At 59.2% G+C, this 24,641-nt stretch carries 23 protein-coding genes; 20 read left to right on the top strand and 3 right to left on the bottom strand.

Annotation, left to right across the window (positions count from 1 at the left end; all coding sequences use genetic code 11):
- The first annotated feature begins 304 nt into the window (after nt 1–304).
- From trxB to infA, 4 genes are all read left to right on the top strand, one after another.
- Complete coding sequence (gene trxB, locus BSF44_RS12275) at nt 305–1,264, top strand: thioredoxin-disulfide reductase (RefSeq protein ID WP_095943727.1); 960 nt, start codon at nt 305–307, stop codon at nt 1,262–1,264.
- Between the two features lie 62 nt (nt 1,265–1,326).
- A complete protein-coding gene (gene aat / locus BSF44_RS12270; protein ID WP_095943788.1) occupies nt 1,327–2,007 on the top strand; it encodes a leucyl/phenylalanyl-tRNA--protein transferase in 681 nt (226 codons plus the stop codon).
- A 56-nt stretch (nt 2,008–2,063) separates the two neighbouring features.
- Nucleotides 2,064–2,771: an arginyltransferase gene (locus BSF44_RS12265; RefSeq protein ID WP_095943726.1), complete on the top strand. Its 708-nt coding sequence runs from the start codon at nt 2,064–2,066 to the stop codon at nt 2,769–2,771.
- A 111-nt stretch (nt 2,772–2,882) separates the two neighbouring features.
- The gene (gene infA / locus BSF44_RS12260) at nt 2,883–3,101 is read left to right on the top strand and encodes a translation initiation factor IF-1 (protein ID WP_002553999.1); all 219 of its coding nucleotides are present in this window, start codon (nt 2,883–2,885) and stop codon (nt 3,099–3,101) included.
- 355 nt (nt 3,102–3,456) lie between these two features.
- On the opposite strand, the gene clpA is transcribed toward infA, so the two are convergent.
- Nucleotides 3,457–5,727, bottom strand: a complete 2,271-nt coding sequence (gene clpA / locus BSF44_RS12255) for an ATP-dependent Clp protease ATP-binding subunit ClpA (RefSeq protein ID WP_056723817.1) — start codon at nt 5,725–5,727, stop codon at nt 3,457–3,459.
- A gap of 30 nt (nt 5,728–5,757) precedes the next feature.
- Complete coding sequence (clpS, locus tag BSF44_RS12250) at nt 5,758–6,120, bottom strand: ATP-dependent Clp protease adapter ClpS (RefSeq protein ID WP_015094394.1); 363 nt, start codon at nt 6,118–6,120, stop codon at nt 5,758–5,760.
- 224 nt (nt 6,121–6,344) lie between these two features.
- Between clpS and cspD the strand changes: the two genes are divergently transcribed.
- A complete protein-coding gene (cspD, locus tag BSF44_RS12245; RefSeq protein ID WP_095943725.1) occupies nt 6,345–6,599 on the top strand; it encodes a cold shock domain-containing protein CspD in 255 nt (84 codons plus the stop codon).
- 80 nt (nt 6,600–6,679) lie between these two features.
- On the opposite strand, the gene icd is transcribed toward cspD, so the two are convergent.
- Complete coding sequence (gene icd, locus BSF44_RS12240) at nt 6,680–7,936, bottom strand: NADP-dependent isocitrate dehydrogenase (protein WP_007972065.1); 1,257 nt, start codon at nt 7,934–7,936, stop codon at nt 6,680–6,682.
- On the opposite strand from icd, the gene BSF44_RS30325 reads away from it, so the two are divergent.
- From BSF44_RS30325 to nuoF, 15 genes are all read left to right on the top strand, one after another.
- On the top strand, nt 7,935–8,102 hold the full coding sequence (locus BSF44_RS30325) for a hypothetical protein (RefSeq protein WP_172435343.1): 168 nt from the start codon (nt 7,935–7,937) through the stop codon (nt 8,100–8,102). The genes icd and BSF44_RS30325 overlap by 2 nt on opposite strands.
- Nucleotides 8,103–8,430: 328 nt before the next feature.
- Nucleotides 8,431–10,656: an NADP-dependent isocitrate dehydrogenase gene (locus BSF44_RS12235; protein ID WP_095943724.1), complete on the top strand. Its 2,226-nt coding sequence runs from the start codon at nt 8,431–8,433 to the stop codon at nt 10,654–10,656.
- 198 nt (nt 10,657–10,854) lie between these two features.
- Nucleotides 10,855–11,301, top strand: coding sequence for an NUDIX hydrolase (locus BSF44_RS12230; protein WP_095943723.1), 447 nt, complete (start codon nt 10,855–10,857; stop codon nt 11,299–11,301).
- A 59-nt stretch (nt 11,302–11,360) separates the two neighbouring features.
- A complete protein-coding gene (gene mnmA, locus BSF44_RS12225) occupies nt 11,361–12,494 on the top strand; it encodes a tRNA 2-thiouridine(34) synthase MnmA (protein WP_095943722.1) in 1,134 nt (377 codons plus the stop codon).
- On the top strand, nt 12,491–13,114 hold the full coding sequence (gene hflD, locus BSF44_RS12220; RefSeq protein WP_008053455.1) for a high frequency lysogenization protein HflD: 624 nt from the start codon (nt 12,491–12,493) through the stop codon (nt 13,112–13,114). The genes mnmA and hflD overlap by 4 nt, the downstream gene beginning before the upstream one ends.
- Nucleotides 13,115–13,238: 124 nt before the next feature.
- Nucleotides 13,239–14,609 carry an adenylosuccinate lyase gene (gene purB, locus BSF44_RS12215; RefSeq protein WP_095943721.1) on the top strand — a complete coding sequence of 457 codons (1,371 nt, stop codon included), beginning with the start codon at nt 13,239–13,241 and terminating at the stop codon, nt 14,607–14,609.
- Nucleotides 14,610–14,695: 86 nt separating this feature from the next.
- The gene (locus BSF44_RS12210; protein WP_095943720.1) at nt 14,696–15,865 is read left to right on the top strand and encodes a cupin domain-containing protein; all 1,170 of its coding nucleotides are present in this window, start codon (nt 14,696–14,698) and stop codon (nt 15,863–15,865) included.
- Nucleotides 15,858–16,283 (top strand): GNAT family N-acetyltransferase, encoded by a 426-nt coding sequence (locus tag BSF44_RS12205; RefSeq protein WP_095943719.1) that lies wholly within the window; start codon nt 15,858–15,860, stop codon nt 16,281–16,283. Before BSF44_RS12210 ends, BSF44_RS12205 begins: the two co-directional genes overlap by 8 nt.
- 321 nt (nt 16,284–16,604) lie before the next feature.
- Nucleotides 16,605–17,366 (top strand): secretin N-terminal domain-containing protein, encoded by a 762-nt coding sequence (locus BSF44_RS12200; RefSeq protein ID WP_095943718.1) that lies wholly within the window; start codon nt 16,605–16,607, stop codon nt 17,364–17,366.
- A 473-nt stretch (nt 17,367–17,839) separates the two neighbouring features.
- Complete coding sequence (aceA, locus tag BSF44_RS12195) at nt 17,840–19,165, top strand: isocitrate lyase (RefSeq protein WP_046817165.1); 1,326 nt, start codon at nt 17,840–17,842, stop codon at nt 19,163–19,165.
- Nucleotides 19,166–19,811: 646 nt separating this feature from the next.
- Nucleotides 19,812–20,225, top strand: coding sequence for an NADH-quinone oxidoreductase subunit A (locus BSF44_RS12190; RefSeq protein WP_003223812.1), 414 nt, complete (start codon nt 19,812–19,814; stop codon nt 20,223–20,225).
- 10 nt (nt 20,226–20,235) lie between these two features.
- Nucleotides 20,236–20,910 carry an NADH-quinone oxidoreductase subunit B family protein gene (locus BSF44_RS12185; protein ID WP_007970441.1) on the top strand — a complete coding sequence of 225 codons (675 nt, stop codon included), beginning with the start codon at nt 20,236–20,238 and terminating at the stop codon, nt 20,908–20,910.
- A 72-nt stretch (nt 20,911–20,982) separates the two neighbouring features.
- A complete protein-coding gene (gene nuoC, locus BSF44_RS12180; protein WP_095943717.1) occupies nt 20,983–22,767 on the top strand; it encodes an NADH-quinone oxidoreductase subunit C/D in 1,785 nt (594 codons plus the stop codon).
- 2 nt (nt 22,768–22,769) lie between these two features.
- A complete protein-coding gene (nuoE, locus tag BSF44_RS12175) occupies nt 22,770–23,267 on the top strand; it encodes an NADH-quinone oxidoreductase subunit NuoE (protein ID WP_008053447.1) in 498 nt (165 codons plus the stop codon).
- A complete protein-coding gene (nuoF, locus tag BSF44_RS12170) occupies nt 23,264–24,619 on the top strand; it encodes an NADH-quinone oxidoreductase subunit NuoF (RefSeq protein WP_095943716.1) in 1,356 nt (451 codons plus the stop codon). The genes nuoE and nuoF overlap by 4 nt, the downstream gene beginning before the upstream one ends.
- Nucleotides 24,620–24,641: the final 22 nt, after the last annotated feature.

Here is a 24,641-nt window from a genome sequence, read left to right as displayed (position 1 = left end):
CGCTTCTTTTCCTGCGCCTATGGCGCGTCCATCTGATGAATGTCTATAAAAACTGCAAAAAAACTGCCCAATCCAGGCAGGTAAAAAAGTTAACACGCGTTACCGGGACTACTTTTAACACTGCGCCCCGGTTTTTATAAACATGGCGCGCACTGAATATAGGTAACACGCAGGGCATTGTACGGGTTTGTACGCACGACGCCATGCTTGAGATCCTTGGGTGTAGCATAGTCAAAAGCATATGACATGCTGTTCAATTTGAGCATGCATTCTCTTTTGTGACAAAGGCTTATGAGGTGTTTTTATGAGCGAAGCGAAGCATTCACGCCTGATTATCCTGGGCTCCGGCCCCGCTGGTTACAGCGCGGCCGTTTATGCCGCCCGTGCCAACCTCAAGCCCGTTGTCATTACCGGCATCCAGGCAGGCGGCCAACTCACCACCACCGTTGAAGTGGATAACTGGCCAGGGGACGTTGAAGGCCTGACCGGACCGGTGCTGATGGATCGCATGCAAAAACACGCCGAGCGCTTTGCCACCGAGATCGTTTACGACCACATCCATACCGCCAAGTTGCAACAACGACCGTTCGAGCTGATCGGCGATGGCGGCATCTACACCTGCGACGCACTGATCATTGCCACCGGTGCCTCCGCGCAATACCTGGGCCTGCCGTCGGAAGAAGCGTTTGCCGGCAAAGGAGTGTCTGCATGCGCGACCTGCGATGGATTTTTCTATCGCAATCAGGTGGTTGCGGTAGTCGGCGGCGGCAACACAGCGGTCGAAGAAGCCTTGTACCTGTTGAACATCGCCAAGGAAGTGCACCTGATTCACCGCCGCGACAAGCTGCGCTCGGAGAAGATCCTCCAGGACAAACTCTTCGAAAAAGCCGCCAATGGCAATATCCGCCTGCACTGGAACCAGAACCTGGACGAAGTGCTCGGCGATGCCAGCGGCGTGACCGGCGCCCGCCTGCGGGACAGCCACACCGGCGAAACGAAGGAACTGCCGCTGGCCGGGGTGTTTATCGCCATCGGCCATAAGCCCAACACCGACCTGTTCGCGGGCCAACTGGAAATGCGCGACGGGTATCTGCTGGTCAAGGGTGGCAGCGAAGGCAATGCCACCGCTACGGCGATTGCCGGAGTGTTTGCCGCCGGCGACGTGGCCGACCACGTTTATCGCCAGGCCGTTACGTCTGCCGGGGCCGGTTGCATGGCGGCGCTGGACGCTGAAAAATACCTCGACGACATTCCTGCCGTTTAAAGGCAAACTTTATGGCGGGCCAAAACCCGCCACTGCCCTCCCCTTCTGCAAGCCCGGATGCCATGCTGACTTGGTTACAACGCAACACCTTGCATTTCCCACCGCTGGAAAAGGCCATGCGCGACCCCAACGGGCTTCTGGCTGCCGGGGGCGACCTGTCCGCCGATCGGCTGATCTCGGCTTATCGCCACGGTTGCTTCCCCTGGTTTTCCGAAGGCCAGCCGATCCTCTGGTGGTCGCCGGACCCACGCACGGTTCTGTTTCCCGACGAATTGCACGTCTCGCGCAGCCTGAACAAACTGCTGCGTCAGCAACGCTATCAAGTGACCTTTGACCAGGACTTCGCCGCCGTCATCCGTGCCTGTGCAGCCCCTCGGGAATATGCTGACGGCACCTGGATCACCGAGGCCATGCAGGACGCTTACATCGAACTGCACAGGCGCGGGCATGCGCACTCGGTGGAAGTGTGGGACGGGGACGAACTGGTCGGTGGGTTATATGGCCTGGCAATGGGCCAGCTGTTTTTCGGCGAGTCCATGTTCAGCCTTGCCGACAACGCCTCGAAATTCGGCTTTGCCACACTGGTCCGGCATCTGAAAGACTCGGGGTTCGTGTTGATCGACTGCCAGATGCCCACCGACCACCTGCACAGTCTGGGCGCCCGGGCGATTGCGCGCCGCGAGTTTGCCAATTACCTTGCGCAGCACCTGGACCAACCCAACACCGCCACCTGGGTTTGCTGAGCGACTTTTGCCCGTGTGGCTTACACTTATTCAAAAGCACTATCCGAGGGTTGATCATGACCGAGTTGGCGCGTTTGAAGTTCTATGCCACTCAGCCGCACTCTTGCAGTTATCTGCCCGAGGAGCAGGCCACAACCCTGTTCCTCGACCCTAGTCAGCCCATGGATGTGCATGTCTACGCAGACCTGTCGGAGATGGGGTTTCGTCGCAGTGGCGACCATCTCTACCGGCCGCATTGCCAGAATTGCAATGCCTGCGTTCCGGCGCGCATTCCCGTGGGGCAGTTCACGCCCAACCGGCAGCAGAAACGCATCTTCAAGCGCAACACGGATTTGCAGGTGCGTCCGGCCAGGCCCGGCTTCAACGAAGAGTACTTCGACCTTTACCAGCGCTATATCGAACAGCGTCACGCCGATGGCGACATGTACCCGCCGAGTCGCGACCAGTTTTCGACATTCCTGGTGCGGGACCTGCCGTTTTCAAGATTTTATGAGTTTCGCCTGAACGGCCGGCTGCTGGCCGTCGCCGTGACCGATTTACTGCCGAACGGTCTTTCGGCGGTCTACACCTTCTACGAACCGGCTGAAGAGCGCCGCAGCCTTGGGCGCTATGCGATTCTCTGGCAAATCGCCGAGGCCAGGCGGCTGGGACTGGAGGCGGTCTACCTCGGCTACTGGATCAAAAACTGCAAAAAAATGAACTACAAGACTCAATATCGCCCTATTGAGTTGCTGATTAATCAGCGCTGGGTGGTTCTAAACTAGAGCAGGCCCTAAACCCCTTGGCTTAAACCCCACTTTTCGGGCACAATGCACGCCGCTTTTGCCTGGCGCAGTTGCACCGGGCCATTCATTGGACACCGAGGGCTTTACTGCATGTCGAAAGAAGACAGCTTCGAAATGGAAGGCACTGTCGTCGACACCCTGCCCAACACCATGTTTCGTGTGGAGTTGGAAAATGGGCACGTCGTAACCGCGCACATCTCCGGCAAGATGCGCAAGAACTACATCCGTATTCTTACCGGCGACAAAGTGCGCGTAGAGCTGACTCCCTATGACTTGAGCAAAGGGCGCATCACTTACCGCGCCCGCTAAGGTAGGAGCGAGCTTGCTCGCGAAAAACCTGAGGGCACCGCGTCAAGTCAGAGTCCCCGCATCATCATTGACGAACATCGCGAGCAAGCTCGCTCCTACAGAGATAGAGTCCACTCGCTATGCAAGTCAATACAAGACGCCCGGCTCATGCCGGGCGTTTTTGTTTGTCTGCGATTTGAAGCTCACCGCAACTTCAATGTGGGAGCGAGCCTGCTCGCGAAAGCGGTGGGTCAGCCAATGAAGCAGCGACTACCAGATCCAATCGCGAGCAGGCTCGCTCCCACAGGGGTTCGACGCATTTCTTCAAGACAACAAAAAGGCGCCTCCCGGCGCCTTTTTGTTTTGCTTCTGAACGTCAGGCCATCTCGGCCGTGGTCTCGAACTCGAAGGTCAGCTCGCCGTCCTTGATGTCGATGTGTACCACACCGCCATGCTCGGCCAGTTCGCCAAAGAGAATCTCCTCCGCCAGCGGACGCTTGATCTTGTCCTGGATCAGGCGAGCCATTGGACGAGCACCCATCGCCGCATCGTAGCCACCTTCGGCCAGCCAGTTGCGGGCTGCATCGGTGACCTCCAGCAACACACGCTTGTCTTCCAGCTGCGCCTGAAGCTCGGTAAGGAACTTGTCCACCACGCTCTTGATGACCTCATGACTGAGGCGACCAAACTGGATGATGGTGTCCAGACGGTTGCGGAACTCCGGCGTGAAGCTCTTCTTGATCACTTCCATCGCATCGGACGAGTGATCCTGATAGGTGAAACCGATCGAAGCGCGTGCTGCGGTCTCGGCGCCGGCGTTGGTCGTCATGATGACGATCACGTTACGGAAATCCGCCTTGCGCCCGTTGTTATCGGTCAACGTACCATGGTCCATCACCTGCAGCAGCAGGTTGAAGACTTCCGGATGCGCCTTCTCGATCTCATCGAGCAACAGCACGCAGTGTGGCTGCTTGGTGATGGCTTCGGTCAGCAGACCGCCCTGATCGAACCCGACATAACCTGGAGGCGCACCGATCAGACGCGATACAGTGTGGCGTTCCATGTACTCGGACATGTCGAAACGAATCAGCTCGACACCCAACGCCTTGGCCAGCTGACGCGCCGCTTCGGTTTTACCGACACCGGTAGGCCCTGCGAACAGGAACGAACCCACAGGCTTGTCAGGGGACTTGAGGCCGGCACGGGACAGCTTGATCGCGGTTGCCAGCGAGTCGATCGCGGCATCCTGACCAAACACGGTCAACTTCAGGTCACGCTCGAGGTTACGCAGCAGCTCCTTGTCGGAACTGGTGACGTGTTTTGGCGGAATCCGCGCGATTTTCGCGACGATGTCCTCGACTTGCGGCACTTCGATGCGCTTCACACGCTTCTCGACCGGTTGCAGGCGCTGGTAGGCACCCGCCTCGTCGATGACGTCGATGGCCTTGTCCGGCATGTGTCGATCATTGATGTAACGCGAAGCCAGTTCGGCAGCCGCGCGCAGGGCTTCATCGCTGTATTCGATATTGTGATGGCTTTCGAAACGCCCCTTCAGACCGCGCAGAATGCCAATGGTGTCTTCCACCGAAGGCTCCGACACATCGACCTTCTGGAAGCGCCGGGCCAAGGCACGGTCCTTCTCGAAGATGCCGCGGAACTCCTGGAACGTTGTGGAGCCGATGCAACGGATATCACCGGACGACAGCAACGGCTTGAGCAGGTTCGAGGCATCCATGACGCCACCGGACGCGGCGCCCGCACCAATGATGGTGTGGATCTCGTCGATGAACAGGATCGCCTGCGGACGTTTTTTCAGCTCATTGAGCAACGCCTTGAAGCGCTTCTCGAAATCGCCACGGTATTTGGTACCGGCCAGCAAGGCACCCAGGTCGAGGGAGTAAACCACGCTGTTGGCCAGCAGGTCCGGCACCTGGTTGTCGACAATGCGCTTGGCCAGGCCTTCGGCAATCGCGGTTTTACCCACGCCCGCCTCGCCTACCAGCAGCGGATTGTTTTTGCGACGACGCGCCAGGATCTGCGCGACGCGCTCGACCTCCAGCTCACGACCTACCAGCGGATCGATGCGACCCTGGCGCGCGAGTTCGTTGAGGTTACTGGCATAAGCATCCAGAGGATTACCTGAGGAAGAAGACTCACCGCCCTCGTCGTCCTGCATATCTTGCTCACCTTCAGAGTGATCGCCATGCCCCGGCACCTTGGAAATGCCATGGGCGATGTAGTTGACGACATCTATACGGGCAACGCTCTGCTGTTTCAGCAGGAACACCGCCTGACTCTCTTGCTCACTGAAGATCGCGACCAGCACGTTGGCGCCAGTCACTTCGCGTTTGCCCGAGCTCTGTACGTGAAACACAGCACGTTGCAGTACACGCTGGAAGCCCAGGGTTGGCTGGGTTTCGCGATCCTCGTCATGAACAGGGATCAATGGCGTGGTGGAGTCGATGAACTCCTGCAGGTCATGCTTGAGTTTGTCGAGGTTTGCGCCGCACGCACGCAGAACGGTGGCGGCAGCCTCATTGTCCAATAGGGCCAGCAGGAGGTGTTCGACGGTCATGAACTCATGACGCTTCGAACGAGCTTCCTTGAAGGCAAGATTGAGGGTGACTTCGAGCTCGCGGTTTAACATAGCTTCACCTCATACCCAAGTGGTCGGCGATTAACCGTCCTTCTCGATTTCACAGAGTAGCGGATGCTGGCTTTCCCTGGCGTACTGGTTGACCTGCATGGCCTTGGTCTCGGCGATGTCACGGGTAAACACTCCACATACTGCCCGCCCTTCTGTGTGGACGGCCAGCATGACCTTGGTCGCCAGCTCGCGATTCAGGTTAAAAAACACCTCGAGCACTTCGACGACGAAATCCATCGGTGTGTAGTCATCGTTGAACAAAACCACCTTGTACATCGGCGGCGCCTGTAGTGCAGGCTTTGCCTCCTGAACAGCAATGCCTGCGGAATCGTCGTCGTGTAAATCAGGGCGATCCTGATTGAATGTTAGTCGAATCTGGCTGATTGCATGCATGGAAAGAAAGGTTCGTCAGTTGTTCAAATACAGTGGTGGGGGCGGCTATCAGCGTTTTCAACTCCGACTGCCGAGTCAGCTTGACTATCGGCAAAAGGGTGTTACAACCAATAGAGCCCACAGTGGGTAAAAAAGGTCCGCGGAGTCAATCTTATTTACAGATTCGACTGCGGATGTACTGGATGATACTCCAGTGATGGAGTCTGTTGCAGAGGGAGTTGGGTATGGCTGTCGGCAAGGTGAAGTGGTTCAACAATGCCAAGGGTTACGGATTCATCAACGAGGAAGGCAAGACAGAAGATCTGTTTGCCCATTACTCAGCCATTAAAATGGATGGTTATAAAACCCTGAAAGCCGGGCAAGCTGTCGTATTCGATATCATCCAGGGCCCCAAAGGCCTGCACGCGGTCAACATCGGCAACCCGGTAGATACCTCGAAAGCCACGACACCCACAACTGAAGAGACCGTTGAGGTTTAACACCGCAGCGTCAACCAGTCATAAAAAAACCGCCTGATTCAAGCTCTTGAACCAGGCGGTTTTTGTGTGCCTGCGTTTTCTTACATGTGCGAGATCAGCGCATCACCGAAGCCGGACGACGACACCAGCTTGGCACCTTCCATCAGGCGCTCGAAGTCATAGGTCACGGTCTTGGCGGAAATCGCGCCGTTGGTGCCCTTGATGATCAGGTCGGCCGCTTCGGTCCAGCCCATGTGGCGCAGCATCATTTCAGCGGACAGGATCAGCGAACCCGGGTTGACCTGGTCCTTGCCGGCGTACTTCGGTGCCGTACCGTGGGTGGCTTCGAACATGGCCACGGTGTCGGACAGGTTGGCGCCCGGCGCGATACCGATACCGCCCACTTCCGCCGCCAGGGCGTCGGAGAGGTAGTCGCCGTTCAGGTTCAGGGTCGCGATCACATCGTACTCGGCCGGGCGCAGCAGGATCTGCTGAAGCATGGCGTCAGCGATGGCGTCCTTGACGATGACGTTCTTGCCGGTTTTCGGGTTCTTGAACTGCATCCACGGACCGCCGTCGAGCAGGGTCGCGCCGAACTCTTCGGCCGCCACTTCATAGGCCCATTCCTTGAAGGCACCTTCGGTGAACTTCATGATGTTGCCTTTGTGCACGATGGTCAGCGAATCGCGATCGTTGTCGACCACATATTGCAGGGCCTTGCGTGCCAGACGCTTGGTGCCTTGCAGGGACACCGGCTTGACGCCGATACCGCAGTTCTCGTCGAAACGGATCTTGGTAACGCCCATTTCTTCTTTCAGGAACTTGATGACCTTGGTGGCTTCCGGCGTACCGGCCTTCCACTCGATGCCGGCGTAGATGTCTTCGGAGTTCTCGCGGAAGATGGTCATGTCGACATCGCCTGGCTTCTTGACCGGGCTCGGCACGCCTTCGAACCAGCGCACCGGGCGCAGGCAGACGTACAGGTCGAGTTGCTGACGCAGGGCCACGTTCAGGGAACGGATGCCGCCACCGACCGGGGTGGTCAGCGGGCCCTTGATGGAAACCACGTAATCCTTGACCGCGTCCAGGGTTTCCTGAGGCAGCCAGGTGTCCTGATCGTAAACCTGAGTCGCTTTCTCCCCGGCGTACACTTCCATCCAGGAAATCTTGCGCTCGCCGCCGTAAGCCTTCTTAACAGCAGCATCGACAACCTTGATCATGACCGGGCTGATGTCGACGCCAATGCCGTCGCCTTCGATGAAGGGGATGATCGGGTTATTAGGAACATTGAGAGAATGGTCTGCATTGACGGTGATTTTGTCGCCGACGGCTGGAACCTGAATCTTCTTGTAACCCATGCTGAACTCCATTGATTGGATTGAACATCTGGCTTGGTTCGAGCGTAACCCAGTTGAATCGGCGCGCAAACCCTATGTTCCATCGATCTGGCGCAAAGCCTTGCAACTCGCGCGCTACAAGCCTGAAAGCAAAGGGAAAAACGCCAAACTCAAGCACGACGAATGACTCTACGCCCTGGTCGCCCCTGCGACCTTTAGACCAATGGACGACATTCGTTGCATATGAACCATCGGCAGATTGCCAGCTACCTATGTATAATGCCGCCCGCTGACCACAGGGTCACGACGGAGGAAGTGCTCTACGATGAGACTTTCCGCCCGGCAAGCCGGCCTGTTATCGCAGTCCTGCTACTTGACGCCCTACTGATGCACCCAACATCACAGCAACGAAACCTCGATATTCGGCTCATGGATGACTTTGAAACGAACGCGCTTACCCGGCGCCCTCGAGTTTCTGCGCACGCTTTAGCAAAGAAGAGAGAGTTAATCCGAATATGCCCACCCGCTCGAAGATCATCTATACCTTCACCGACGAAGCTCCTGCCCTCGCCACCTATTCACTGTTGCCTATCGTAGAGGCGTTCACCGCCTCGGCTGATATCGCCGTTGAAACCCGCGATATCTCTCTTGCAGGGCGCATCCTGGCCAGCTTCCCCGAGCAACTGGGTGACAAAGCCGTAGCCGACCACCTCGCCGAACTGGGCGCCCTGGCCGTTACGCCTGAAGCCAACATCATCAAATTGCCGAACATCAGCGCCTCGGTTCCGCAACTGCAAGCCGCAATCAAAGAGCTGCAAGCTCAAGGTTTTGCACTGCCGGACTACCCTGAGACAGTCACCAGCGACGCCGACAAAGAAGCCAAGGCGCGTTACGACAAAATCAAGGGCAGCGCCGTGAACCCGGTCCTGCGTGAAGGCAACTCCGACCGTCGCGCGCCGCTGTCGGTCAAGAACTACGCACGCAAGCACCCGCACAAAATGGGCGCCTGGGCCAAAGACTCCAAGTCCCACATCGCACACATGAGCACCGGCGATTTCTACGGCAGCGAAAAAGCCGCCCTGATCGACGCCGCTGACGCCGTGAAAATCGAACTGATCGCTCAAGACGGCACCGCCACCGTCCTGAAAGAAAAGACCAGCGTACAAGCCGGCGAGATCCTCGATTGCGCGGTATTGAGCAAAAACGCCCTGCGCAGCTTCATCGCAGCCGAAATTGAAGACGCCAAGGCACAAGGCGTGCTGCTGTCGGTTCACTTGAAAGCCACCATGATGAAGGTCTCCGACCCGATCATGTTCGGCCAGATCGTTGCCGAGTTCTATAAAGACGCACTGGCCAGGCACGCTGACGTGCTGGCACAGATCGGCTTCAACCTGAACAACGGCATCGGCGACCTGTACGCTCGCATCAAGGCCTTGCCTGCCGAGCAGCAAGCGGCCATCGAAGCTGACATCCAGGCGGTCTACGCCGTTCGCCCTTCCCTGGCGATGGTCAACTCCGACAAAGGCATCACCAACCTGCACGTGCCGAGCGACGTCATCGTCGACGCCTCGATGCCGGCGATGATCCGTGACTCCGGCAAGATGTGGGGCACCGACGGCCAGCTGCACGACACCAAGGCCGTGATCCCGGATCGCTGCTACGCCACCATCTACCAGGCTGTGATCGAAGATTGCAAAGCCAACGGTGCGTTCGATCCAACCACCATGGGCAGCGTGCCGAACGTGGGCCTGATGGCGAAGAAAGCCGAAGAGTACGGCTCCCACGACAAGACCTTCCAGATCAAGGCTGACGGCGTTGTTCGCGTCACCGACAGCAAGGGCAACCTGCTGATGGAACAGGCTGTCGAGGCCGGCGACATCTTCCGCATGTGCCAGACCAAAGACGCGCCGATCCAGGACTGGGTCAAACTGGCCGTCAACCGTGCTCGTGCAAGCGCGACCCCGGCGATCTTCTGGCTGGACCCGATGCGCGCCCACGACGGCGTGGTGATCGAGAAAGTTCAGGCTTACCTGAAGGATCACGACACCGCCGGCCTGGACATCCAGATCATGGCGCCGGTCGACGCGATGAAGTACACCCTGCAGCGCACCCGCGCAGGCAAAGACACCATCTCGGTGACCGGCAACGTACTGCGCGACTACCTGACCGACCTGTTCCCGATCATGGAACTGGGCACCAGCGCCAAGATGCTGTCGATCGTGCCGCTGATGAACGGCGGTGGCCTGTTTGAAACCGGCGCCGGCGGTTCGGCTCCGAAGCACGTTCAGCAACTGCTGGAAGAAAACTTCCTGCGTTGGGATTCGCTGGGTGAATTCCTGGCCCTGGCTGCGTCCCTGGAACACCTGGGCGTGACCTACAACAACCCCAAGGCGCTGGTTCTGGCCAAGACCCTGGACCAGGCCACCGGCCAGTTCCTGGACAACAACAAGTCGCCATCGCGCAAAGTCGGCAACATCGACAACCGCGGCAGCCACTTCTACCTGGCGCTGTACTGGGCTCAAGCCCTGGCTGCCCAGACCGAAGACGCTGCACTGCAAGCGCAGTTCGCGACCCTGGCCAAGACCCTGACCGAGAACGAGGCGACCATCGTTGCCGAACTCAATGCCGTTCAGGGCAAGCCAGTCGACATCGGCGGTTACTACCACGCCGACGCCGAGCTGATCAGCAAGGCCATGCGCCCAAGCGCGACCTTCAACGCGGCGGTAGCTGCGCTGGTGTAAGGTTGTAAGGGAATATCACAAACCCCGGCCCTGTGCCGGGGTTTGTGTTTTCAGAATTCACACAAACCCATTGTAGGAGTGAGCCTGCTCGCGATAGCGTCATGTCAGCCAATATTGATGTCACTGACATACCGCCATCGCGAGCAGGCTCACTCCTACATTGGACTGTGTTTCAACTTTGGAATTTGAGGACATCTCATGGACTGGAAACCCCACATCACCGTCGCCACCATCGTCGAAGACAACGGCCGCTTCCTGATGGTCGAAGAACTCAAGCACGGGCGCGCAGTGCTCAATCAACCTGCCGGCCACCTGGACCCGAACGAAACCCTGACCGAAGCCGCCGTGCGCGAAACACTGGAGGAAACCGGCTGGGACGTCGAACCCACCGGCGTACTGGGCATTTACCTCTACACCGCCCCGAGCAACGGCGTGACCTACCAGCGGGTCTGCTTCATCGCAAAACCACTGAAACACCACCCGGATTATCAACTGGACGACGGCATCGTCGGCGCCAAGTGGTTGACCCGCGAGGAATTAATCGAGCAGCGCGACAACTGGCGCAGTGAACTGATCATCCGCTGCATCGACGACTATCTGGCAGGTCAACGCTTCGGCCTCGAATTGATCCGTCCTTCTCTTTAGCCATGCAGGCTCCAGCCTGTTAGAATCGCGTCCTTTTTCAAGACACTCATTGAATCCCTATGCGTGATCCAGCCCCTTCTGACACACAAAAGAAGCGCGTCATTGTCGGCATGTCCGGCGGCGTGGACTCTTCCGTTTCCGCCCTCCTGCTGATCGAGCAGGGTTATGAGGTGGAAGGCCTGTTCATGAAGAACTGGGAAGAAGACGATGGAACGGAATACTGCACCGCCATGGATGACCTGGCGGACGCCCAGGCCGTGTGCGACAAGATTGGCATCAAGCTGCACACCGCCAACTTCGCCGCCGAGTACTGGGACAACGTGTTCGAGCATTTCCTGGCCGAATACAAGGCCGGTCGCACGCCGAACCCGGACATCCTGTGCAACCGCGAAATCAAGTTCAAGGCGTTCCTCGACTACGCCATGATGCTGGGCGCCGACCTGATCGCCACCGGCCACTACGTGCGTCGCCGCGACATCGATGGCCGCACCGAACTGCTCAAGGGCCTGGACCCGAACAAGGACCAGAGCTACTTCCTGCACGCCGTCGGCGGTGAACAGATCGCCAAGACTCTGTTCCCGGTCGGCGAGCTGGAAAAACCGCAAGTGCGCGCCATTGCCGAGAAATACGAATTGGCGACCGCGAAGAAAAAGGACTCCACCGGAATCTGCTTTATCGGCGAACGCCGCTTCAGCGACTTCCTCAAGCAGTACCTGCCGGCGCAACCGGGCGAGATCAAGACCACCGAAGGTGAAATCATCGGCCGCCACCACGGCCTGATGTACCACACCATCGGCCAGCGCCAGGGCCTGGGCATTGGCGGACTGAAAGATGCCAGCGACGAGCCGTGGTACGTGCTGATCAAGGACCTGGAACACAACGAGCTGATCGTTGGCCAGGGCAATGATCACCCGTGGCTGTTCTCCCGCGCCCTGCTCGCTTCGGACATCTATTGGGTCAACCCGATCGATCTGAGCCAGCCACGCAAGCTGACCGCCAAGGTTCGTTATCGCCAGAGCGACCAGCCGTGCATCCTGGAAAAAACCGCCACCGGTTATCGCGCGACCTTCGATGACCCGCAACGCGCGGTCACTCCAGGCCAGTCCGTGGTGTTCTACGACGGTGAAATCTGCCTCGGCGGCGGCGTGATTGAAGTCGCCGAGCCGTGGACGAGCAAGGGCCAGGCCCAATGAACCCGATTCAGGAGCAACTGACGGCACTGGGCGGCGTGTTTCTCGCCGCGGTGCTGGTGGACAGGATCGCCAAGACCGGCCAGACCAACGAAGCCGGCCTGACCTGCATGCTCGGCAGCCTGCTGATTCGCGACCCCAAGGACACACTGGAAGTCTATGGCGGCGACGACATCAACCTGCGTGAAGGCTACCGTGCGCTGATCGGCGCCCTCGAACGCGACCCGAGCGCCCTGCAGCGCGAGCCGCTGCGCTACGCCCTGGCCATGCTCGGCCTTGAGCGTCAGCTGGCCAAGCGCAACGACATGCTCGACGTGATCGGCAAACGCCTGCCGCAGATTCAGTCCCAGGTGGAACACTTCGGCCCGGCCCACGAAAACGTGGTCGCCGCCTGCGGCGCGCTGTACCAGGACACCCTGAGCACCCTGCGCCAACGCATCCAGGTGCACGGTGACATGCGCAACCTGCAACAACCGAGCAACGCCTCGAAAATTCGCGCCCTGCTGCTGGCCGGCATTCGTTCGGCGCGCCTGTGGCGGCAATTGGGCGGTCATCGCTGGCAGCTGGTGATCAGCCGTCGCAAATTGCTCAAAGAGCTTTACCCCTTGATGCGTAACGAATAACCCGCATCGACAGAACAGAACTCAGCAATACGCGTAATACGCCGGTCAGTTGGCGACGGACCGGCGGATTTTTTCATGTATGATACGCGCCCCATTTCGTTGCCCGACTGTCCGAGAACACCCCATGCAGCTCTCTTCGCTCACTGCGGTTTCCCCTGTTGACGGCCGCTACGCCGGCAAAACCCAGGCCCTGCGCCCAATTTTCAGCGAGTACGGCCTGATCCGTGCCCGCGTTCTGGTTGAAGTGCGCTGGCTCCAGCGCCTGGCCGCTCACCCTGCCATCAGTGAAGTGCCGGCGTTCTCCGCGCAAGCCAACGCTGTGCTCAACACCCTGGCGGAAAACTTCTCTCTGGAGCACGCCGAGCGCGTCAAAGAGATCGAGCGCACCACCAACCACGACGTCAAGGCCATCGAGTACCTGCTCAAAGAGCAAGCGGCCAAGCTGCCGGAACTGGCCAAGGTCAGCGAGTTCATCCACTTTGCCTGCACCAGCGAGGACATCAACAACCTGTCCCACGCCCTGATGCTGCGCGAAGGCCGTGATGACGTAATGCTGCCGCTGATGCGCCAGACCGCCAACGCCATCCGCGAACTGGCGATCCGTTTCGCCGACGTGCCGATGCTGTCGCGCACCCACGGTCAACCGGCCTCGCCGACCACCCTGGGCAAAGAACTGGCGAACGTGGTTTACCGTCTGGAGCGTCAGATCGCTCAGGTCGCCGCCGTTCCGCTGCTGGGCAAGATCAACGGCGCTGTCGGCAACTACAACGCCCACCTGTCGGCCTACCCTGAGATCGACTGGGAAGCCAACGCCCGCGCCTTCATCGAAGACGAGCTGGGCCTGGGCTTCAACCCGTACACCACGCAGATCGAACCGCACGACTACATTGCCGAGCTGTTCGACGCGATCGCTCGCTTCAACACCATCCTGATCGACTTCGACCGCGACATCTGGGGCTACATCTCCCTGGGTTATTTCAAACAGCGCACCATCGCTGGCGAAATCGGTTCGTCGACCATGCCGCACAAGGTCAACCCGATCGACTTCGAAAACTCCGAAGGCAACCTGGGTATCGCCAATGCACTGTTCCAGCACCTGGCGAGCAAGCTGCCGATCTCCCGCTGGCAGCGCGACCTGACCGACTCCACCGTACTGCGCAACCTCGGCGTCGGCTTCGCCCACAGCGTGATCGCGTATGAAGCGAGCCTGAAAGGCATCAGCAAGCTTGAGCTCAACGAGCAGAAGATTGCCGCTGACCTGGACGCCTGCTGGGAAGTATTGGCCGAGCCGATCCAGACCGTGATGCGTCGCTACAACATCGAAAACCCGTACGAAAAGCTGAAAGAACTGACCCGCGGCAAGGGCATCAGCCCGCAAGCGCTGCAGACTTTCATCGACGGGCTGGACATGCCGGCCGCCGCCAAGGCCGAGCTGAAATTGCTCACCCCGGCGAACTACATCGGCAACGCTGTAGAACAAGCCAAGCGCATCTGATCGACCGCTAGACCCTTTTAAGACGCCCGGCCGCGCCGGGCGTTTTTATTCCCGTCTGAAAAGTGCATTTTTTCAATAGGTTACACATGAATCCTGATATTCCTCTTCAACTTCTGGGCGGCATCACGGCACGGGAATTCCTGCGCGACTACTGGCAGAAAAAGCCGCTGTTGATCCGTCAGGCGATTCCTGATTTCGAAAGCCCGATCGACGCCGACGAACTGGCCGGCCTGGCGCTGGAAGAAGAAGTCGAATCGCGACTGATCATCGAGAATGGCGAGCGCCCGTGGGAACTGCGTCGCGGCCCGTTCGCCGAAGATGAGTTCAGCAAGCTGCCTGAAACTGACTGGACCCTGCTGGTTCAAGCCGTGGATCAGTTCGTCCCGGAAGTCAGCGAACTGCTGGAAAACTTCCGCTTTCTGCCGAGCTGGCGCATCGACGACGTGATGATCAGCTACGCCGCGCCAGGTGGCAGCGTTGGTCCGCACTTCGACAACTACGACGTGTTCCTGCTGCAAGGCCACGGCAAGCGCAACTGGAAGATCGGCCAGATGTGCAACACCGAGAGCCCGATGCTGACCCATGCCGACCTGCGCATCCTCTCCGAATTCGAAGCCACCGATGAATGGGTGCTGGAACCGGGCGACATGCTCTACCTGCCACCGCGCCTGGCCCACTGCGGCGTTGCCGTTGATGAATGCATGACCTACTCGGTCGGCTTCCGTGCACCGAGCGCTGCTGAAGTGCTGACCCATTTCACGGACTTCCTCAGCCAGTTCCTGTCGGACGAAGAACGCTACACCGACGCCGACGCCTTGCCGACTGCCGATCCTCACCAGATCCAGCGCGACGCACTCGACCGCTTGAAAGGCCTGCTGGCCGAGCACATGAGCGACGAGCGCCTGCTGCTGACCTGGTTCGGCCAGTTCATGACCGAGCCACGCTACCCGGAACTGGTGGTGGGCCCGGAAGACGTCGAAGAAGAGGACTTCATGTCCGCCCTGGAGCAAGGCGCGATCCTGATTCGCAACCCGAGCGCACGCCTGGCGTGGTCTGAAGTCGATGACGACCTGCTGCTGTTCGCCAGCGGCCAGAGCCGTTACCTGCCGGGCAAACTGCGCGAACTGCTGAAGATGATCTGCGCTGCCGACGCACTGCACGCCGACAACCTTGGCGACTGGCTGAGCGACGAAGACGGTCGCGGCCTGCTGTGCGAACTGGTCAAGCAAGGAAGCCTGGGGTTTGCCGATGAATAAGATTCACGTACGTGTCGCAGACTGGCAGAAGGACAACGCCGAGATCCGGCGCATTCGTGAGACGGTGTTCGTCGCCGAGCAATCCGTTCCGCCAGAATTGGAATGGGACGCCGATGACATTGATGCAGTGCATTTCCTCGCTTACGAAGGCGACTTTCCCATCGGCACCGCCCGCCTGCTGCCCGATGGGCACGTCGGCCGGGTGTCGGTACTCAAGGACTGGCGCGGCCTGAAAGTCGGCGATGCGCTGATGCAAGCGGTCATCGGTGAAGCCGAAGAGCGCGGGTTGAAGCAGCAGATGCTCAGCGCCCAGGTACAAGCCACGGCGTTCTATGAGCGCATGGGCTTTCACATGGTCAGTGAGGAATTCCTGGAAGCCGGGATTCCACATGTGGACATGGTGCGGCACTCGGCCTGATACCGAGGTGCCCCCAATCGCGAGCAGGCTCGCTCCTACAAGGATTGCGCTAGACCTTGTAGGAGTGAGCCCGCTCGCGATGAGGCCCTGAAGAACACCACAAAACGCCCCGCCATCCCCGGATGCCGGGGCGTTTTGCTGTCTACCATTCAACTTGCCCCATCCCGGGCCGACAAAGTGGCACTATCAATACTTGTAGGAGCGAGCTTGCTCGCGATGGACTTGAGAGCGCCGCGGGGTATCAGGCATCACGCATTATCGTTGACGACCATCGCGAGCAAGCTCGCTCCTACACACACCACAAAGCCGGAGATAACGGATATGTCCCTACGCACCCTGCTAACCACGCTGCTGGTGACCTGCAGTTTTTCGGTCTTGGCGGCCACCGAAATCGTGCCCCTGAACTACCGCACCAGCGCCGATCTGCTACCGGTGGCGCAGGACTTCGTCGGCAAGGAAGGCCAGGTGAGCGCCTACGGCAATCGACTCATCGTCAACGCCGATCAGCGCAAGATCGACGAACTTAAAGCCCTTCTTTCGCAACTCGACACCGCACCCAAGCGCCTGCTGATCACCGTCGATACCAGCGACAACAACGTCCAGGGTGACCAGGGTTATTCGGTGAATGGCGCCAAGCCAAGCCAGACCCGCATCATCAACTACAGCACCGACAGCCGCGACGGCGGCATTCAGCAAGTGCAGGCCAGCGAAGGCGCGCCGGCACTGATCCAGGTCGGCCAGAGCGTGCCGCTGACCAGTTCGCAGACCGATTCCTACGGCGACCTGCGCAGCCAGACCGAATACCGCAACGTCACCCAGGGCTTCTACGTCACCGCAAACGTCACCGGCGACATCGTTCACCTGTCGATCAGCACCAACCGTGACCGCATGAGCCAGGAACGTCCCGATGTAGTGAACGTACAAAGCACCGACACAACCGTCACCGGCCACCTCGGTGAGTGGATCCTGCTGGCCGGGGTCAACGGCCAGACTCAGGCCGACAAACAGGGCCAGACCCGCAGCTACTCGACCCAGAGCCGCAACGACATGACACTGCGGGTGAAAGTCGACACCCTGGACTAAAGCACCAAAAACTGACTGACGAGTCGTATTAGACCAAAGATGTAGTGCCTAAAAAAAAGCACTACAAAACGTTTGACGAGCCAAAAAAGCAAAGGCATGATGGCCTCGCTCCCGCTAATCAGAGGCCCTGGCAAGGGCCTTCGAAGCGATGTTCGCACCTACCCCGCGAACCGCTTCGTGTCTGTACCGCCCACAAGGTGTGTTTGACGAGGTTGTCGACTGGAACGAAGTTGTCCCGAGGGACGGAAGCGTAATAGGTAACCCGGCACCACACTGTTGTTCGCACCAAGGCCCACGACGCCCGAATGCGCCCGCAGTTCGCCTTTACCTGCTCACTTCCCCTCGAGCCCATCGTTCATCCCGTCGCCCTCCCCGCCGAATCCGACTTGACCGCTTAAGCTTCTGGTCAGCGAGCGCAGGAATTTTCCACCGCAGAACAACTTTTCATAAAGACGCGACGAGGTTTATCTCCCATGGCACTGACACGCGAACAGCAAATTGCAGCCCTCGAAAAAGACTGGGCTGAAAACCCGCGCTGGAAAGGCGTGACACGCACTTACTCCGCTGCTGACGTCGTCCGCCTGCGTGGCTCGGTTCAACCTGAGCACACCTTTGCAAAAATGGGCGCCGAGAAGCTGTGGAACCTGGTCACCCAGGGTGCCAAGCCGGCCTTCCGTCCTGAGAAAGATTTCGTCAACTGCATGGGCGCCCTGACCGGCGGCCAGGCTGTGCAACAAGTCAAGGCCGGCATCCAGGCAATCTACCTGTCGGGCTGGCAAGTGGCTGCGGACAACAACTCCGCCGAATCGATGTACCCGGACCAGTCGCTGTACCCGGTGGACTCGGTTCCAACCGTGGTCAAGCGCATCAACAACTCGTTCCGTCGTGCCGACCAGATCCAGTGGAAAGCCGGCAAGAACCCGGGCGATGACGGCTACATCGACTACTTCGCACCGATCGTGGCTGACGCCGAAGCCGGTTTCGGCGGCGTACTGAACGCTTACGAGCTGATGAAGAGCATGATCGAAGCAGGCGCCGCCGGCGTTCACTTCGAAGACCAACTGGCTTCCGTGAAGAAATGCGGCCACATGGGCGGCAAGGTACTGGTTCCTACCCAGGAAGCCGTACAGAAGCTGACCGCTGCCCGTCTGGCTGCTGACGTTGCCGGTACTCCGACCATCATCCTGGCTCGTACCGACGCTAACGCCGCCGACCTGCTGACTTCGGACTGCGACCCGTACGACCAGCCATTCGTGACTGGCGAACGTACCCAGGAAGGTTTCTACAAAGTGCGCGCCGGTCTGGACCAGGCCATCGCTCGCGGCCTGGCCTACGCTCCGTACGCCGACCTGATCTGGTGTGAAACCGCCAAGCCGGATCTGGACGAGGCTCGTCGCTTCGCTGAAGCGATCAAGAAGGAATACCCGGACCAACTGCTGTCGTACAACTGCTCGCCTTCCTTCAACTGGAAGAAAAACCTGGACGACGCGACCATCGCCAAGTTCCAGCGCGAACTGTCCGCCATGGGCTACAAGCACCAGTTCATCACCCTGGCCGGCATTCACAACATGTGGCACAGCATGTTCAACCTGGCGCACGACTACGCCCGCAACGACATGACTGCCTACGTGAAGCTGCAAGAGCAGGAGTTCGCTGACGCCGCCAAGGGTTACACCTTCGTGGCTCACCAGCAGGAAGTGGGCACCGGCTACTTCGACGACATGACCACTGTGATCCAGGGTGGCTCGTCTTCGGTAACCGCACTGACCGGTTCGACTGAAGAAGAACAGTTCCACTGATCGGCTTCGCTTGAGCAAACGGCCGTTGCGGACCCATTAGAAACCGCAACGCCGCAAATCTGACGCCCCGACTGGTTCGGGGCGTTTTTTTGCCTGCGATTCAACAAACACCGCACCTCCCCTGTAGGAGCGAGCCTGCTCGCGATGGTCGCGAACGATAACGCGCGAAACCTGACTCCCAGCGGTGCTCTTGAGTTTTTCGCGAGCAAGCTCGCTCCTACAGGGGACGGTGGTGCCCGCAGCAAATCATTGATCCAGAGCGCTACGACCGTCAGAAAAACCCGCTAAAACGCTCACCGCCGCTACTTGCTGTAACGCCCTTATAAGTCAACTTCCCGAGTATCCGAAGGACTAGCAGTTTAAAAACCGCGTCAAACAGTATTGATTATCATTTATCAATAACAATGTTCGTTACATTCCCTACAAAACATAATTGACGAAATGCCGGCTAATGCCCGAGCCGCAAGGCCTGCGGGGGTTTTGAAGCGCGCTATGTCCTTATTCCTATAATAAATTTCGCTACAGGAATTTTACTTGCCGGGTGTTTAGCCATAAAATCAGCGGGATTGATTGCTGCGACATATCGTCACTGCTTTTGTTTCTTTTCAAGCTCAGAGACCTTTGCTCTCTGTTAAGGATTACCAGCATGCCCGAAGCGACAGGACTCATGGCCCACAACTGGGGCTTTGCCATTTTCCTTCTAGGCGTCGTCGGCCTCTGTGCCTTCATGCTGGGCGTCTCCAGCCTCCTCGGGTCAAAAGCCTGGGGCCGCAGCAAAAACGAACCGTTCGAGTCCGGCATGCTACCTACAGGTGGCGCCCGCTTGCGGCTCTCAGCCAAATTCTATCTGGTCGCGATGCTCTTCGTGATCTTCGATATCGAAGCCCTCTTTCTCTTTGCATGGTCTGTGTCCGTCCGCGAAAGCGGCTGGACCGGATTCGTCGAAGCTCTCGTTTTCATAGCAATTCTGTTGGCAGGCCTTGTCTACCTATTCCGAGTGGGCGCCCTTGACTGGGCTCCGGAAGCTCGGCGCAAGCGGCAAGCGAAGCTGAAACAATGAGGCTTTGGCAATGCAATACAATCTCACCAGGATCGACCCCGATGCTCCTAACGAGCAATATCCGATTGGCCAACGGGAAACCGTTTCCGATCCGTTAGAAGATCAAGTCCACAAAAACATTTTCATGGGCAAGCTCGAAGACGTGCTTAACGGCACGATCAACTGGGGGCGCAAGAACTCCCTGTGGCCGTATAACTTCGGTCTTTCGTGCTGCTACGTGGAAATGACCACCGCCTTCACGGCGCCCCACGACATCGCGCGCTTTGGCGCCGAGGTTATCCGGGCATCGCCGCGTCAGGCGGATTTCATGGTTATCGCCGGTACCTGCTTCATCAAGATGGCGCCGATCATTCAGCGTCTCTACGAGCAAATGCTCGAGCCTAAATGGGTCATCTCCATGGGTTCGTGCGCCAACTCCGGTGGCATGTACGACATCTACTCCGTCGTTCAAGGGGTGGACAAGTTCCTGCCCGTGGACGTCTACGTGCCTGGCTGCCCGCCCCGCCCTGAAGCTTTCCTGCAAGGCCTGATGCTGTTGCAGGAGTCGATTGGCCAGGAGCGTCGTCCACTTTCCTGGGTCGTTGGCGATCAAGGCGTTTATCGCGCCGAGATGCCTTCCGAAAAGGAAAAGCGCCGCGAACAGCGTATTCAGGTAACCAACCTGCGCAGCCCCGACGAAGTCTGATCCAGATCTGCTCCTTAAAAAGAACGAGAACCTGGCTTCATTCTTTACGTTGACCGAAAGCGATAAATAACCATGACTACAGGCAGTGCTCTGTACATCCCGCCTTACAAGGCAGACGACCAGGATGTGGTCGTCGAACTGAACAACCGTTTTGGCCCGGAGGCGTTCACCGCCCAGCCGACCCGCACCGGCATGCCGGTGCTTTGGGTTGCCCGCGCCAGACTCGTCGAAGTGCTGACGTTCCTGCGTAACCTGCCCAAGCCGTACGTCATGCTCTATGACCTGCACGGCGTGGACGAGCGTCTGCGCACCAAGCGTCAAGGGCTGCCGAGCGGCGCCGACTTCTCCGTGTTCTATCACTTGATGTCGATCGAACGTAATAGTGACGTAATGATCAAGGTCGCCTTGTCCGAGAGCGACCTCAGCTTGCCGACCGTCACCAGCATCTGGCCGAACGCCAACTGGTACGAGCGTGAAGTCTGGGACATGTTCGGCATCGACTTCAAAGGTCACCCTCACCTGTCGCGCATCATGATGCCGCCGACCTGGGAAGGTCACCCGCTGCGCAAGGACTTCCCGGCCCGCGCCACCGAGTTCGACCCGTTCACCCTGAACCTGGCCAAGCAGCAGCTCGAAGAAGAGTCCGCGCGCTTCAAGCCGGAAGACTGGGGCATGAAGCGTTCCGGCCCGAACGAGGACTACATGTTCCTCAACCTCGGCCCGAACCACCCGTCCGCCCACGGTGCGTTCCGCATCATCCTGCAACTGGACGGCGAAGAGATCGTCGACTGCGTACCGGACGTCGGTTACCACCACCGTGGTGCCGAGAAGATGGCCGAGCGTCAGTCCTGGCACAGCTTCATCCCGTACACCGACCGTATCGACTACCTCGGCGGCGTGATGAACAACCTGCCGTACGTGCTCTCGGTCGAGAAGCTGGCCGGCATCAAGGTGCCGGAGAAGGTCGACGTCATCCGCATCATGATGGCCGAATTCTTCCGGATCACCAGCCACCTGCTGTTCCTGGGTACCTACATCCAGGACGTCGGCGCCATGACCCCGGTGTTCTTCACCTTCACCGACCGCCAGCGCGCGTACACGGTGATCGAAGCCATTACCGGTTTCCGTCTGCACCCGGCCTGGTACCGCATCGGTGGCGTCGCCCACGATCTGCCGCGCGGTTGGGAAAAACTGGTCAAGGATTTCGTCGAGTGGATGCCCAAGCGTCTGGACGAATACCAGAAAGCCGCACTGGACAACAGCATCCTGCGTGGCCGGACCATCGGCGTCGCCGACTACAACACCAAAGAGGCCCTGGAATGGGGTGTCACCGGTGCCGGCCTGCGTTCGACCGGTTGCGATTTCGACCTGCGTAAAGCGCGCCCGTACTCGGGCTACGAGAACTTCGAATTCGAAGTGCCGCTGGCCGCCAATGGCGATGCCTACGACCGCTGCATCGTGCGTGTCGAGGAGATGCGCCAGAGCATCAGGATCATCGACCAGTGCCTGCGCAACATGCCGGAAGGCCCGTACAAGGCAGATCACCCGCTGACCACGCCGCCGCCGAAAGAGCGCACCCTGCAGCACATCGAAACCTTGATCACGCACTTCCTGCAGGTTTCGTGGGGCCCGGTCATGCCGGCCAACGAATCCTTCCAGATGATCGAAGCGACCAAGGGCATCAACAGTTATTACCTGACGAGCGATGGCGGCACCATGAGCTACCGCACCCGGATTCGTACCCCAAGCTTCCCGCACCTGCAGCAGATCCCTTCGGTGATCAAAGGCAGCATGGTCGCGGACTTGATTGCGTACCTGGGTAGTATCGATTTCGTTATGGCCGACGTGGACCGCTAAGCATGAACAGCACGCTTATCCAGACAGACCGTTTCACCTTGAGTGAAACCGAGCGCTCGGCCATCGAGCACGAGCTGCATCACTACGAAGACCCGCGCGCGGCGTCGATCGAAGCCCTGAAGATCGTCCAGAAGGAACGTGGCTGGGTGCCGGACGGCGCCTTGTACGCCATCGGCGAGATCCTCGGCATCCCGGCCAGCGACGTTGAAGGCGTGGCGACGTTCTATAGCCAGATCTTCCGTCAGCCGGTCGGCCGTCACATCATTCGCGTCTGCGACAGCATGGTCTGCTACATCGGCGGCCACGAGTCCGTGGTCAGCGAAATCCAGAGCAAGCTGGGCATCGGCCTGGGTCAGACCACCACCGATGGTCGTTTCACCCTGCTGCCGGTCTGCTGCCTCGGCAACTGCGACAAGGCGCCGGCGTTGATGATCGACGACGACACTTTCGGTGATGTGCAGCCAGCAGGCGTTGCCAAATTGCTCGAGGGCTACGTATGACCCTGACTTCCTTCGGTCCGGCCAACCGCATCAAGCGTTCGGCCGAAACTCACCCGCTCACCTGGCGTCTGCGTGACGACGGCGAAGCCGTATGGCTCGACGAGTACCAGGCCAAGAACGGTTACGCCGCTGCGCGCAAGGCCTTCGCCGACATGGCTCAGGACGACATCGTCCAGACCGTGAAAGATTCCGGCCTCAAGGGTCGCGGCGGTGCTGGCTTCCCCACTGGCGTGAAGTGGGGCCTGATGCCCAAGGACGAATCCATCAACATCCGCTACCTGCTGTGCAACGCGGATGAAATGGAGCCCAACACCTGGAAAGACCGCATGCTGATGGAGCAACTGCCCCATCTGCTGATCGAAGGCATGCTGATCAGTGCCCGCGCGCTGAAAACCTACCGTGGCTACATCTTCCTGCGTGGCGAGTACACCACCGCCGCCAGGCACCTCAACCGTGCCGTGGAAGAAGCCAAGGCAGCGGGCCTGCTGGGCAAGAACATCCTGGGCAGCGGCTTTGATTTCGAGCTGTTCGTCCACACCGGCGCCGGACGTTACATTTGCGGTGAAGAAACCGCACTGATCAACTCCCTCGAAGGCCGCCGCGCCAACCCGCGCTCCAAACCGCCCTTCCCTGCCGCCGTTGGCGTGTGGGGCAAGCCGACTTGCGTGAACAACGTCGAGACCCTGTGCAACGTGCCGGCGATAATCGCCGACGGCGTGGACTGGTACAAATCGTTGGCTCGCGAAGGCAGTGAAGACATGGGCACCAAGCTCATGGGCTTCTCCGGCAAGGTCAAGAACCCGGGCCTGTGGGAACTGCCGTTCGGCGTCACCGGTCGCGAGCTGTTCGAAGACTACGCCGGCGGCATGCGCGACGGTTACAAGCTCAAGTGCTGGCAGCCTGGCGGCGCCGGTACCGGCTTCCTGTTGCCGGAACACCTGGACGCACAAATGTACGCCGGCGGCATCGCCAAAGTGGGCACCCGCATGGGTACCGGCCTGGCCATGGCGGTGGACGACAGCGTCAACATGGTGTCCCTGCTGCGCAACATGGAGCAGTTCTTCGCCCGCGAGTCCTGTGGCTTCTGCACGCCGTGCCGCGATGGTTTGCCATGGAGCGTCAAGCTCCTGATGGCCATCGAGAACGGTGAAGGCCAGCCAGGCGACATCGAGACCCTGCTGGGTCTGGTTGGTTTCCTCGGCCCAGGCAAGACCTTCTGTGCTCACGCACCGGGCGCCGTGGAGCCGTTGGGCAGCGCAATCAAATACTTCCGTCCAGAGTTCGAAGCCGGTATCGCGCCTGTCAGCGCCGCCGTCCCGCCTCTGGCAAGGCCGATCGTAGTCGGCGCGTAAACGCTTAAAAAAGGCGAAGGGT

Origin of the sequence: Pseudomonas sp. ACN8 (assembly GCF_002303925.1) — a bacterium.
GTDB lineage: Bacteria > Pseudomonadota > Gammaproteobacteria > Pseudomonadales > Pseudomonadaceae > Aquipseudomonas.
The sequence above is the reverse complement of the archived record's forward strand: the minus strand, read 5'-3'. Positions and strand labels throughout refer to the sequence as shown.